We start from the raw sequence: 14052 nt of genomic DNA, 5'->3' as shown, positions 1-14052 counted from the left end.
AAAATTTAATTTTTTTCTTCTCGATTGAAATACACCAAATAATAATACATTTGACGCTCTTCGTCCCAACCTTTTTCAACAAATTTTTCTGCGGATTCGGGATTGATAAAATCTAAACGAATTTGAATATTTGTATCCAAATCAATTACATTTTTAATTTTCTTACGTGCATCACTTACCGCTTTGTTAGCAATAGGAAAAGAGGAAACATCTTCAATATTATATTTTTTTCCTTTTTGTTCTTTGAAGTTACGAAACTCGGATACAAAATCAATTGTTTCAGCACTTTGTGGAGCAAATTCTTCTTGTTCAGTGGGAATATAATCTCGTTTGAAAACTTTATCTCCCAATACATCATTTAAGAAATTTGTCTCTTGAAATTCGTCATTTTTAGCAAAATGATTTACAGCGCGATTCATAAACAAAATTTCTTGCTGTTTATCTTCGGCAGGGAGCACTACTTCTTTGGCAAAATCTTGACAAAATTTCAAATATTTTTTTGTAAAAAAAGTTTCATCAACCAGAGCATCAATATTTAGAAAATTATTTGTCCAATATTTCGTATCATATCGATTACTATCAATTGACAAAACTTTGTATCCGTCATCTTTATTGGTATTGAAAATCAGGCAACCTTTGTCCAATTTGTGAATATTTACACCCTCTTGAATGATAATATCTAATTGGCTTTCGTCTTCTTCAAATTGTAAAAAATTGTGCTTCATTTCTGATTTAAAAATTCCAATAGCATCAACCATTTCATTATCTAATGTGATGTTGGTCAGATACGTAACATACAATTCGCCAGATTTGATATGTGGGTGATTAGATTGTTCAAACAGATGTTGAGCAATACGTAAAGAATGAGTATGAATTGTATTTGGATTAGCAAAAACTTCTTCTGCAATGGTAAATAACGGATTGAATTCTAAATCCATCTCGTGTGTAAATCGGAAATAATTTTCTTCTTTTTCTCGAAAAGGTTTGAAGAAATATTCTTTGAGAATACCGATAATTTCATCATTAAGTGAGTAAGGGTGTTGCGAGAGGAATAGATTTTCTCCTTTTTGCATATTTCCTACCCGATGAATAGAAAGATTTTCAATATGTGTATTATATAAGTTAAGCATTTTTTATTCTGATTTGTTGAATTTTTGTGTCAAATAAATCGCTTTTGAGTTATTTATTTTTTCCTTGATTAGCTACCGATTCCATTAGTTTTTTTATTTCTTCTGGGTCTCCTAAGAAATAATCTTTGATAAAATTCAAATCATTATCAAATTCAAAAACATAAGGAACAGCTGTTGGCAAATTAAGTGATACAATATCTGTATCAGAGATATTTTTTAAATATTTTATAATACCTCGTAAAGAATTGCCGTGTGCAGCTACTATTATTTGATTATGAAACATTAAGGATGGGAAGATAATCTCTTGCCAATAAGGCAAAGTACGTTCGATACAAGTTTTTAAAGATTCTGTATCTGGAATATATTTTTTAGGAATATTATTATACCGAATATCGTTAAAAGCTGACCGAACATCTGTTTTATCTATTGGAGAAGGGGCTATATCATAACTTCTACGCCAAATAAGCACTTGTTCTTCTCCATATTTTTGAGTAGTTTCACTTTTGTTTAATCCTTGCAAACTACCATAGTGTTTTTCATTTAAACGCCATGATTTTTCGATAGGGATATAATCCAAATCCATTTTATCTAATATCACATTCAGTGTTTTATTAGCTCTTTTTAGATATGAAGTGAAGGCTTTTTCAAATCTAAATCCCGAATTTTTTAATAATTCTCCTGCTTTTGAGGCTTCTTCTACTCCAAAATCGGTTAAATCTACATCAGTCCAACCTGTAAATCTATTTTCTTTGTTCCATTGACTTTCTCCGTGTCGGATTAAAACTATTTTTTTCATACTATTATATTTTATATTTAATTATATTCTTCTTCGTTATAACCATAAAGTTCGTCAAACTCATCTTGGTCAAATTCAAAATCGTTGAATTCACTTTCAAATTCGTCAAAATCTTCGGCTTCAAATTGTTTTTCAGGAGCCTCGTTGGGAACAAATCCGTGTGACGAAAGTACGTTCGGATATGAGACCCCCAACTGATAATCAGCCACTTCCATTAGTTCAACGAAAAAAATCCACATATTGAAAAAATCATAAATATACAAAAGATTACGCTCTTGCTCGCTAACTACTTCCTGCAAAATAGTTTCAGACATAAGCGAAGCTTCACTCATCTCAAAAAGGCTATATTCTTGACCTTGATGCCAATTATCGTCACTTTTGTAAAACGATGCCATTTCATTTCCGTCAAAGCCAAAAGCCTGTACGATAACATTGTGAAAATCTTCCAAAGTAGTTTCACTTTCTATTTCAATATCACGGAAAACATCTGTTTCCACATCTAAAATTACTCGAAATCTGTAAATCATAAATACTTTTTGTTAGAGATAATTGAGGGCAAAGGTAATGAAAAAAAATAAAAAATTATCTTTTTCCTATGTCTTTTTCTTTTATTTTCTTATAAAAATTTTCTCGAAAATTTCGTGATTTACGATTATAAAATTTCTTTTTATTGCGTTTATTGTTCCAAATTACAATCAATAATACAAAAAATAATCCTATGAAAATTAAAATAACATCTCTCATAATTTTATCGTTTAATTTTTAAAAGAAAAATATTCTTTTTTTCTAGCAAAAGCAATTAAAAATATACCCACAGCAATAAAAATAGCCATACGAGCTATATAATCTCCATATTTTACATAGAAAGTTATTTTGTCATTGAGCAAAATAGTTGCTTTTAAACTTCCCTGAGTACCATAAGGCAATGTTTTTCCGATGAAATCTCCTTTTTGGTCAATAAAACATGATATTCCGGTATTGGCACTTCGAGCTACACTTTTGCGCGTTTCAATGGCACGAAGTCGTGTATAACTGAGTAATTGTTTATGTCCTTGTGTATTTCTCCACCAAGCATCATTGGTTAGAATTCCTAAAAATTGAGCTCCTTTTTGCACATAGTTGGTAACATATTGACCATAAACCGTTTCGTAACAAATGATAGGTGCCATAGATTGATTATTATTACTTGTAAAAACACTTGGTTCGGGTTGGGTTGTTTTCAGTGCTACTGTACCACCAAGGTCAATCATTACATTGCCAAGAATTGGTTTTATAAAATTTTGATAGGGAAGATTTTCTACACCAACAACCAATTTAGATTTGTGATACAAAGGTATCGAATCATTTTTATTAAGCAAAAAAGCCGAATTATAATCATTGAACCAAGCATTTTTATTAGGAAATTTATTACTCTGTGCAGTAGTTTTACGCTTATCAGTAATAATTTGATACATCGCTACACCACCAACAAAATTTACTTGTGGATATTTTTCTATCAAATGGCGAATTTGTTGTATTTCTTGTAAATAAGGCAAATAATTATACGGAATATTCTGTGCAAAAACCGTCTCGGGAGTTATTACAAAATCAACTTCTGAATCTATTTTCTGTTGGGTCAAATCAATCAACAAATCAGCTACTTGATTATTAGAGAGTTCATATTTCTCAGCATATGGGTCTATATTGGGTTGAAGAACAATTACTTGTGTAGGTTTGCCTTGATTGGTATAATTCTTATACATAAAAAAAGATATACTAATAGGTATCGCTATAACAAGGGTTGCTTTGGCAAAACCTAAGGTTACGAATTTTCGATTTTTAGTTTTTTCAAATTGTAATAAACTGATATACACAATACTATTGACAAGTAGTACCCAAAGTGTTCCGCCAAATGTTCCTGTATATTCATACCATTGAATCCATAGGATATCTTCTGAAAAAACATTTCCTAAGTTCAACCAAGGCCAAGAAATATCCCACCATAAATGAAATTTTTCAAAAGAAATCCATATAGCAAGCAAAAAAATAAGCGATTGTATAACCGAGACACGTTTGGCTATTATGTGATAAAACATAAAAACAATTGTCATTAGCAAACTATTAACCAAAATAGCAAATAAAGCACCTACTTGTGTTGAATACCAAATCCACCAAGTGGTTATTGCATTCCAAATAACAAATGTACTATACGATACAATAAAAATAGTTCGTTTTGTTTTCACGCCACGCTCACGAACTTTTTTCTCTGCCCAAAGTAGCGGAACAAAAGCAATAAAAATGCACAAAGACACTCCATACGTAGGCCACGAAACAGCCAACAATACGCCTGAAAGAATAGCTAAATATAGGTTTTTCATATAAAGACATTGGATAAGTAGCCGACAAAGCTACGAAATTTTATGATAAATAAAAAGAAATTGAAAAAAATGATAATCTATACAAATTTGGGCATTGGGCAGCAAATATTCTTCATAATGCATAATACGTTCTTTTTTTATAACATTTGAAGCGTCTTTAGATAGAAATAAAGATACATTTACATAACAATTATAAGCAATTTACTTATCCAAATAAGCAGAAAGCACGTAGATATAAGCAATTTACTTATCCAAATAAGCAGAAAGCACATAATTATAAGTAATTTACTTATCCAAATAAGCAGAAAGCACATAATTATAAGCAATTTACTTATCCAAATAAGCAGAAAGCACATAAATATAAGCAATTTACTTATCCGAATAAGCAGAAAGCACATAAATATAAGCAATTTGCTTATACAAATAATCAGAAAGCACATAATTATAAGTAGAAATACAATAAAAGAAATATTTGACAAGTTTTACCTTTACAAAAATTAGATATTCATAAAGATATTGAGTATTCAATAAATTTTTTACATAAAATGATTTATTATTGATAAAAATTTGTACATTTGCCGAGTTTTATTAAGTCCCCAATAATGAAAAATATACACTATTACAACAATGTATTGGAATTAGTCGGTAATACACCGCTTATTTCTTTAGAAAAAATTACGAAAGATTTACCAGGGCACTATTTAGCTAAGGTAGAAGCTTTTAATCCAGGGCATTCGGCTAAGGATCGAATAGCTCTTTATTTAATAGAAGATGCTGAACGTAATGGAACGCTCAAACCAGGAGGCGTAATTGTTGAAAGTACTTCTGGAAACACCGGTTTCAGCCTTGCAATGATAAGTGCTATAAAAGGGTATCGCTGTATTTTGGCAATTAGCGACAAATCTTCAAAAGACAAAATAGATATGCTTAGAGCTATGGGAGCAGAAGTTCACGTATGCCCTTCAAATGTACCTGCTGACGACCCACGTTCGTACTACAAAACAGCCGAACGTCTACACAATCAAACCCCTAATTCTATCTATATCAATCAGTATTTCAATGAGAAAAATATTGATGCTCATTTTCACTCTACCGGAAAAGAAATTTGGGAACAAACAAACGGAGAAGTAACTCACGTAGTGGTTTGTAGTGGAACCGGTGGAACTATTTCGGGAATTGGACGCTATCTCAAAAGTAAAAACCCCAATGTAAAAGTGTTAGGTGTTGATGCCGATGGCTCTGTTATAAAAAAATATCATGAAACAGGTGTGCTTGACCCCAACGAGTTACATTCGTATCAAATTGAAGGCTTAGGGAAAAATATGATTCCTTCGGCTACCGATTTTGATATTATTGACCAATTTGTCAAAGTCAATGATAAAGAAAGTGCCTTAGCTGCTCGCACTATTACCACTCAAACAGGTATTTTCTGCGGATATACCAGCGGTTCTGCTTTTGTCGCTACTGAAAAATATGCTCAAAAAGGTACTTTTGACTCCAATAGCGTTGTTGTTATTCTATTTCCCGATCATGGCTCTCGATATATGAGCAAAATTTATAATGATGAATGGATGAAACAACAAGGTTTTTTGTAGAAAAATTAGCTTGAATAACGATAACCATACATAATAAATGTATTAGAATCGTTACACTATGTTTTTTTGCTAAATTTACCCAATACTACATAGTAGCCTATGTTTAGATACGATATACAAAAAGCCAAAATACAAGACTTCGATACCATATGGGATATTATTCTCTTTGCCAAAGAAACCAGAAAACAAGAAGGAAGCGACCAATGGCAAGACGGATATCCAAGCAAAGAAACCATTGAACAAGATATACTCAATGGATACGGCTATGTATTAACATCACCTACCAATTCAGAAATTTTAGGATACATGGCTATTATAATGGATATAAAAGAACCTCCATATGCTTTTTTAGATGGCTATTGGCTAAACGAACAACCTTATGCTACCGTACATCGTATGGCAGTATCCAAAAATGCAAAAGGAAAAGGAGTGGGTAAGATGTTATTAACTATAGCCGAATTACTTGTAAAAGAAAAAGGCATTCATAATATACGTATTGATACCAATTTCGATAATTTGCCAATGCTTCGAATTCTTGATAAACTGGGATATACATATTGTGGTATCATTTATCAAAGAAATTCACAACGAAAGGCTTTTCATAAAGTTTTGGGAGATATAGTTTATTGGAATACATAAATAGAAGAAATATAATTCTATCAATGTTGGGGAAAATAACTATTTACCCTATGTGAATTCATAGATTATACAATAAAAATACAAATTTTCTGAAATTAATTTTTAAAAACACTTTATTTTATAGAAACAAATACAAAAGAATTAATACAATAATATTAAAAATAAACAAAAACGATGACAGATTTATTTGAAAGAATCAGAGAGAATAAAGGAAATATCGGGCGTTGGGCATCTCATGCTGAGGGATATTACGTATTCCCAAAATTAGAGGGCGAACTGGGACCACGAATGAAGTTTCAGGGCAAAGAAATCCTCAACTGGAGCATCAATGACTATCTTGGGTTGGCAAATCACCCAGAAATCCGTAAGGTAGATGCAGAAGCAGCCGCTGAATACGGAGCGGCGTACCCGATGGGAGCCAGAATGATGAGTGGACACACTTCGATGCACGAAGAGTTGGAAAGAAAATTGGCTGAATTCTCACAAAAAGAAGCTGCGTATCTGTTAAACTTCGGGTATCAAGGAATGGTTTCTATCATCGATGCGTTAGTAACCAAGAATGACGTAATCGTCTATGATGTGGACTCACACGGATGTATTATCGACGGGGTTCGATTGCATTTTGGTAAGCGTTTTACGTATAAGCATAACGACGAAGAGAGTTTCTTGAAAAACATCGAACGTGCTAAGAAGATTGCCGATGCTACGGGCGGAGGAATTCTGGTAATTACCGAAGGGGTGTTCGGAATGCGTGGACAACAAGGTATTTTGAAGGAAATTTTGGCTCACAAAGAGAAATATGGTTTCCGAATTTTGGTAGATGATGCTCACGGATTCGGTACACTTGGCAAAACGGGTGCTGGAGCAGGTGAAGAACAAGGTGTTCAGGACAAAATTGATGTTTATTTCTCTACTTTTGCCAAATCAATGGCTGGAATTGGTGCTTTTGTTTCCGGAGACAAGGAAATTATCGACTATTTGAAGTACAATTTGCGTTCGCAGATGTTCGCCAAAGCCTTACCGATGATTTATGTGAAGGGAGCATTAAAACGTTTGGAAATGTTACGCACAATGCCCGAGCTGAAACAAAAACTTTGGGACAATGTGAACGCCCTGCAAAACGGCTTGAAATCCCGAGGGTTCAACATTGGTAATACGAACACTTGTGTAACGCCTGTTTTCTTAGAGGGAAGCATTCCGGAAGCAATGGCAATGGTAAATGACCTACGCGAGAACTACCGTATTTTCCTTTCTATCGTAGTGTATCCCGTAATTCCGAAAGGGATGATTCTGCTACGTATGATTCCGACTGCATCGCACACGATGAAGGACATCGAAGAAACCTTGGAGGCTTTTTCTGCTATCCGAAGCAAATTGGAAAACGGTCAGTATCGTGAGCAAAATGCGGAACTTGCTCAGCAAATGGGGCATATGTAATTTTTGGATTGTTTAGTAACGATTTTAATAAAAATGAAAAATTTATTTTGCTTAAGCATTAGATTCAGATTGTTCAAGATTACGTAAATTCTTGTAAATAATAAAATTTTAATAGGGGCTATTTCATAAAATAGTCCTTATATTTTTTCTTTAATTTTGTATTTTACAAAAAATACTTTAACTTCTATAAAAATGAATTTTTAGTAATAGAAGATTTCCTAATTGAAAACATAAAACACTTATATTTTTATTTGTATATTTGCTTTCTATTTTTGATTTTTGTTAAAAGAGAATTTACAATGTACAAAAAAATAATTTACGGATTTTTAATTTTAATTGTTAGTTGCTCTTCATCTTCTGAATCTATCAGTATAGACGATTTTGAATTAGGAAACTTTGACAAATGGACTATTTCAGGAAATGCTTTCTCTCAAAAGCCAGCTAAATCGACTGATATATCACCCAATATACAAGGATTTGAAGGTAACTATCTCGTTAGTAGTTATCAAAATCAAGACCTACAAGGAATACTTTATTCCAAAGAATTTGTTTTGAAACGTGATTATTTGAACTTTCTAATTGGCGGAGGTGTTTCAAAAGAAATGTATATTGAACTAATTATCAACGGGAAAACTATTTACAAATCAAGCCCTACTATCAATAGTGAGACCTTACAATGGCACACGTGGAATATTAAGCCTTATCGTAACCAAACGGCGTCACTTCGTATTGTTGATAACCAAAAAGGGGAGTGGGGATATCTACTCATCGACCAAATTGAGCAAAATAATTTACCTAAAAATGTGGAAATGACAAATTATTTTATGTATTTTGACATTTCAAAAAAATACTTATTACTTCCTATCGAAGAAGAAGCTCCCGAAATTTTGATTCAACTTATGACAAATCAACAAAATAAAGAAGAACCAATACATATTCGCCTTGCTAAAACAAAAATTGATTATTGGGTGCCTATTTCCGTTGAAAAATTTGAAAATCAAACCATTGCGATTGCATTTAGTTATATCGAAAAATCAGATATTGGTTTTTCTCAAATACAACAAGCCGATACATTTGACTTTAATTATTACGAAAAATACAGGCCATCGTTTCATTTTTCGCCTTATTACGGATATATGAACAAACCTATCGGAATTTTTTACAAAGAGAATTATCATTTATTTTTTCAGTATAATCCATATGCATCTGTTTTAGGAAATGGGCATTTAGGACACGCTATTAGTTCAGATTTTATCGACTGGAAATATATGCCTATTGCTATGAGTCCTGACAAATTGGGAGCGATTACCTCTGCAAGTATTGTCTCTGATAAAAATAATACAGCTGGATTTGGTAAAGAAGCTCTGATTGCTATTTATACAGTTGGCGAAGAACAACAAACGTTATCTATTGCATATAGCCTTGACGGTTGTACCTTTGCCAAATATACCAAAAATCCGATTTTGATTGATAAAAATACAGCAAGTTTCGATGGATTAAAGATTTTTTGGTATGAACCTACCAAGCAGTGGATTATGGTTGCAGCTTCCTTACAAAACATTGATTTCTATGGGTCTAAAAATCTGAAAAAATGGAATAAATTAGGTGAATTCAAACAAAATACGACACATCATTGGCAGTATCCTGATTTGTTTCCATTGCCTTACAAAGGTAAAAATAAATGGGTTTTACTTGTCGGTGAAAAAGAAAAGAATAGTACACTATATTTTATTGGGAATTTTGACGGAAAAACCTTCACACCCGACAATTCGTCATATCCGCAACTACTTGATTATGGGAAAGATAACTATGCAGCTACCACGTGGAATATACCTTCAAAAAATGGAGAAAAATTACTTACTGGCTGGCTGAGTAATGAGCAATATGAGTACTTTATTCCTACCAAACATTTTCGAGGAGTAATGACTCTGCCTCGTAATTTATCATTGGCAAGCGTTGAGGAACAATTATTTTTGCAAAATGCACCTACCCAAGAAGTTACTTTATTTCGTCAAGAAGTTTCTCCTTTGCAAGATATGGAAATTATCAATATACAACAAACAATAATAAATAGTCAAGGGGCTTCTTATGAAATCGAATTTTCTATAACTCCTACTGAACAAGCTCGTATTTTCGGATTTGTTTTGGCTAACAAACATTCGGAACAAATTAGCGTACAATTTAATTTGGATACTCAAAAACTTTTAATTGATAGAAGTCAAAGCGGAGGTAATCTTAAAGATTCTTTTACAGAACCTATCGAAGCGCCCATCAAACAAAAGATAACTTATAAAATTCGTCTCTTCGTTGATATTGCTTCAACCGAATTATTTATAAATGATGGGGAAATAAGTCTTACCAATCTTGTTTTTCCCACCGAACCTTACAATTTACTTTCCTTTCAAACTAATGAAGGGCAAATCCAAATAAGTAAAGGTTTTATTTATAAACTCAGTCGATAAAATATTTTCTGTATATTTGCACTTGACTTATAAAAAATAAAAAATGTCTATATCAAAGAAAGATTTAAAACAAATAACAACATCTACTTTGTTAGAAATGAAAAAATTAGGTAACAAAATTTCAATGCTTACTTCATATGATTATTCGATGGCAAAAATTGTAGATAAAGCAGGAATTGATATTATTTTGGTAGGAGATTCTGCTGCTAACGTAATGGCAGGGTACGAAACCACACTACCTATTACACTTGATATGATGATTTACCACGGAGCTTCAGTTGTTCGTGCGGCAGAAAGAGCATTGATTGTTGTTGATTTACCTTTTGGAACTTATCAATCAGACCCTTTGCAAGCTTTACATTCGGCTGTAAGAGTAATGAAAGAAACAGGAGCTCACGCACTAAAATTGGAAGGAGGTGAGGAAATTGAAGAAAGTATTCAGAAAATTTTAAATGCTGGAATTCCTGTTATGGGACATTTGGGACTAACTCCTCAATCTATCAATAAATTTGGAGGATATGGATTACGAGCCAAAGAAGAAGCTGAAGCGGAAAAACTCAAAAAAGATGCTAAATTATTAGAAGATTTAGGTTGTTTTTCTATTGTTTTAGAAAAAATTCCTTCAAAACTTGCTCAAGAAGTTGCTCAAAATGCTCATATTCCTATCATAGGTATTGGTGCAGGAAATCAAGTAGATGGACAAGTACTTGTAGCTCAAGACCTTTTCGGAATGAATATAGATTTTAAACCTAAGTTTGTTCGTCGCTATGCCGACTTGAACGAAATCATGTTCAACGCTGTACAATGTTATATTGATGATATAAAATCAGGTAATTTCCCCAGTGAAAAAGAATCTTTTTAAGAAGTTTTAAAAGAAAAAGCGACTAATTATTACAATAGTCGCTTTTTTGTTAGTTTTAAAAAATTAAACTTTTTTCTTATTTTTTTGTATCCGCATATTAACAAATTCTACAAAAAGTGAAAACGCAATAGAAAAATACAAATAACCTTTGGGAATAGAACCTATTTCATTTCCAAAAACAACCGTATGAGAAAGGTATGCCGCTTCGGTAATCAGCATAAATCCGATCAAAATAAGAAACGATAGTCCCAATATCTGCATTGAAGGATGTTCATTGATAAAATTGCGTATCGGATTGGCAAAAGCCATCATAATTCCTATCGAAATAACCACCGCTGTAATCATCAGAATAAGAGCATAATTCGGATTTTCAGAAATACCATTGGTCATACCCACAGCTGTCAGTATAGAATCTATTGAGAAAATAAAATCGATTATCATAATCTGTGTAATAGCTCCACTGAGCGAATGTATTTTCTTAACAGCCTCATTGCTAGCCACTTCTGCTTTTTCATCAACTTTGGTGTGAATTTCGTGTACGCTTTTGTACAACAAAAATAACCCACCCACAAACAGAATTATTGTTTGCCCACTTACAGACGAGTTAAGCCAACCCCATCGTATATGAAAAAGAGGCTCTTTAAGACTTGTGAGAAATGAAACGAAAAATAATAAAATAATTCGTTGTACCATAGCTCCAATCAATCCCCAATTGGTAGCTTTTTTACGTTGTTCTTCAGGCAATTTATTTGCTGCAATTGAAATAAACACAATATTGTCTATCCCCAAAACTACTTCCAAGAAAGTAAGTGTTACTAAAGCGCCCCAAACCTCGGGAGTCGATAAAAATTCTATCATAATTGTCTAAATTTAAAGTTTACATTTGTAACATAGATTTTTTATTATTTTTTCTAATATAAAACGCAAATATAAAACTAATTTTCATATATTTCAAAAGAATTATCATCATAAAAGAAAATTATTTTTTGTATCTTTTTATTAGATAAATGTTCTTCAGATTTTTCAAGAATTTTCAGTATATCTAATTTGTTTTTTTCATTAAGCGTTGCATATGAAAATAAATCGAATGTATCTTGTTTAATATTCTTATTTTCAGTTTTTTGTAAAGAGCTATCTACACTATCAATAGGAGGGAAGTTTCCTTTTCCTTGTGTAAGCCATTCGATTGTTACTTCTGGAAATTTTTCATTCATTTTCAAAACAAAATCAAGACTTGGTTTGTTTCGCTCCGAAAGCAAATGTGAAATTCCTGAACGCTGTATTCCTAATTCATCTGCAAGAGCAGAGGCACTTAATTCGTAATAGTTCATCACTTTAAGTAATCGTTCTGTAAAAGCTGTTGTGTTTACCATTGTAACCAAGATTTAATTCAACCAATATTTTACAAATGTAATATTTTATTTTTAATTACACAATATTATAGTTACAATTTTATACACTTTTATTTTATCTCATTTTTTTATTTTAATATATTGATTTTAAGTTATTTGTTATTATTATACATCTTATATATTATCTATTTATTTTTAGGGATATTGGAAAATGCTGTCAATTTTATTACAAAAGTAAATCGCTTTATTGCTTACATTTGTAACCTGATTATTATTTACATTTGTAAAAATATTTATAACTTATGTCATTTCTTAAAAAAGATACTCGAATTACGGGGCGATACATAACTTTGGAAAAAATAACACCTTTATTAGCTGATTATAAACATTGGAAAATGGAGCAGGAGGGAAGCTCTGTTTTAGGTTTACCAATTCCTTTATATAAAATAGGAAATGGTGCTACAAAAATCTTAATTTGGTCACAGATGCATGGTAATGAAAGTACAACTACCAAGGCTTTGTTAGATGTTATACTTTTTATTAAAGAAACCATACCTAATATATTGAATAAGTGTTCTTTATATATTATTCTTATCCTTAATCCTGACGGAGCTAAAAATTACACAAGAGTTAATGCCAATGGCGTTGATTTGAATCGTGATGCGCAAAACTTAACTCAACCTGAAAGTCAATTTTTACGACAGATATTTGATACTATCGAACCTGATTTTTGTTTTAATATGCACGATCAACGAACTATTTTTAGTGCAGGAAAAACAGCTAATCCAGCAACTATTTCATTTTTAGCACCCGCAGGCGATTTACAACGACACGTTACTGAGGCTCGAAGAAAAAGCATGCAAGTTATTTCGGTAGTCAATTCGTATTTGCAAGCATTTATTCCAAATCAAATTGGGCGTTTTGATGATAGTTTCAATATCAATTGCACAGGAGATCAATTCACAACCAGGCAAGTACCCACGATACTTTTTGAAGCGGGACACTATCCGAATGATTATCAACGAGAACAAACTCGGCAATATGTAGCTATGGCTATTTACAAGGCGATTGAATGTATAGCAAATAACGAATTTATCACCGAAAATTATACAAATTATTTTCAAATTCCTGAAAACGAGAAGCTATTTTGCGATATTTTAATAAAAAATGATACAAATCCGAACGAAAATTTAGCCATTTTCTATCAAGAAGTACTAAAAGATGGAAAATTAGTAGCTGTTCCTCAAATTCTTTCCGAAGGAAAACTTGAAAATTTACACGGGCATTTAACTATTTTATTATCAGATATTTACAAAGAAGATATTTATAATTTTGATAATATAAAAAATAATATTTTACATATAATAGAAGAAAAAATAAAAGATACTATTATTTTTTAGCAAAAAAAATACAATTATTTTA

Annotated in this window: 12 protein-coding genes; 6 read left to right on the top strand and 6 right to left on the bottom strand. The window is 31.9% G+C overall.

Annotation, left to right across the window (positions count from 1 at the left end):
* Positions 1-5 precede the first annotated feature (5 nt).
* The 4 genes from OO775_RS04025 to lnt all read right to left on the bottom strand — a co-directional run bounded on the left by OO775_RS04025 (position 6) and on the right by lnt (position 4283).
* The gene (locus OO775_RS04025; protein WP_264845729.1) at positions 6-1130 is read right to left on the bottom strand and encodes a nucleoid-associated protein; all 1125 of its coding nucleotides are present in this window, start codon (positions 1128-1130) and stop codon (positions 6-8) included.
* A 49-nt stretch (positions 1131-1179) separates the two neighbouring features.
* Positions 1180-1926, bottom strand: a complete 747-nt coding sequence (gene gpmA, locus OO775_RS04020; RefSeq protein ID WP_264845728.1) for a 2,3-diphosphoglycerate-dependent phosphoglycerate mutase — start codon at positions 1924-1926, stop codon at positions 1180-1182.
* Positions 1927-1943: 17 nt separating this feature from the next.
* Complete coding sequence (locus OO775_RS04015) at positions 1944-2453, bottom strand: IS1096 element passenger TnpR family protein (RefSeq protein ID WP_264845727.1); 510 nt, start codon at positions 2451-2453, stop codon at positions 1944-1946.
* 228 nt (positions 2454-2681) lie between these two features.
* Positions 2682-4283 carry an apolipoprotein N-acyltransferase gene (lnt, locus tag OO775_RS04010; RefSeq protein WP_264845726.1) on the bottom strand — a complete coding sequence of 534 codons (1602 nt, stop codon included), beginning with the start codon at positions 4281-4283 and terminating at the stop codon, positions 2682-2684.
* Between the two features lie 602 nt (positions 4284-4885).
* Between lnt and capA the strand changes: the two genes are divergently transcribed.
* The 5 genes from capA (at position 4886) to panB (ending at position 11278) form a co-directional block, all read left to right on the top strand.
* Positions 4886-5878, top strand: coding sequence for a cysteate synthase (gene capA, locus OO775_RS04005; protein WP_264845725.1), 993 nt, complete (start codon positions 4886-4888; stop codon positions 5876-5878).
* 99 nt (positions 5879-5977) lie between these two features.
* Positions 5978-6517, top strand: a complete 540-nt coding sequence (locus tag OO775_RS04000) for a GNAT family N-acetyltransferase (RefSeq protein WP_264845724.1) — start codon at positions 5978-5980, stop codon at positions 6515-6517.
* A gap of 174 nt (positions 6518-6691) precedes the next feature.
* Positions 6692-7954 carry a cysteate-C-fatty acyltransferase gene (capB, locus tag OO775_RS03995; RefSeq protein WP_264845723.1) on the top strand — a complete coding sequence of 421 codons (1263 nt, stop codon included), beginning with the start codon at positions 6692-6694 and terminating at the stop codon, positions 7952-7954.
* Positions 7955-8253: 299 nt separating this feature from the next.
* Complete coding sequence (locus OO775_RS03990; protein WP_264845722.1) at positions 8254-10416, top strand: glycoside hydrolase family 32 protein; 2163 nt, start codon at positions 8254-8256, stop codon at positions 10414-10416.
* 43 nt (positions 10417-10459) lie between these two features.
* Positions 10460-11278 (top strand): 3-methyl-2-oxobutanoate hydroxymethyltransferase, encoded by an 819-nt coding sequence (panB, locus tag OO775_RS03985; RefSeq protein WP_264845721.1) that lies wholly within the window; start codon positions 10460-10462, stop codon positions 11276-11278.
* Positions 11279-11341: 63 nt separating this feature from the next.
* Here the strand turns inward: panB and OO775_RS03980 are convergent, their stop codons facing one another.
* Positions 11342-12136 (bottom strand): TerC family protein, encoded by a 795-nt coding sequence (locus tag OO775_RS03980; protein WP_264845720.1) that lies wholly within the window; start codon positions 12134-12136, stop codon positions 11342-11344.
* Positions 12137-12213: 77 nt separating this feature from the next.
* Complete coding sequence (locus tag OO775_RS03975; protein WP_264845719.1) at positions 12214-12651, bottom strand: helix-turn-helix domain-containing protein; 438 nt, start codon at positions 12649-12651, stop codon at positions 12214-12216.
* A 281-nt stretch (positions 12652-12932) separates the two neighbouring features.
* Between OO775_RS03975 and OO775_RS03970 the strand changes: the two genes are divergently transcribed.
* Complete coding sequence (locus OO775_RS03970; protein WP_264845718.1) at positions 12933-14030, top strand: M14 family zinc carboxypeptidase; 1098 nt, start codon at positions 12933-12935, stop codon at positions 14028-14030.
* Positions 14031-14052 lie beyond the last annotated feature (22 nt).

Source organism: Capnocytophaga catalasegens (genome assembly GCF_026005215.1).
GTDB classification, from domain to species: domain Bacteria; phylum Bacteroidota; class Bacteroidia; order Flavobacteriales; family Flavobacteriaceae; genus Capnocytophaga; species Capnocytophaga catalasegens.
The sequence above is the reverse complement of the archived record's forward strand: the minus strand, read 5'-3'. Positions and strand labels throughout refer to the sequence as shown.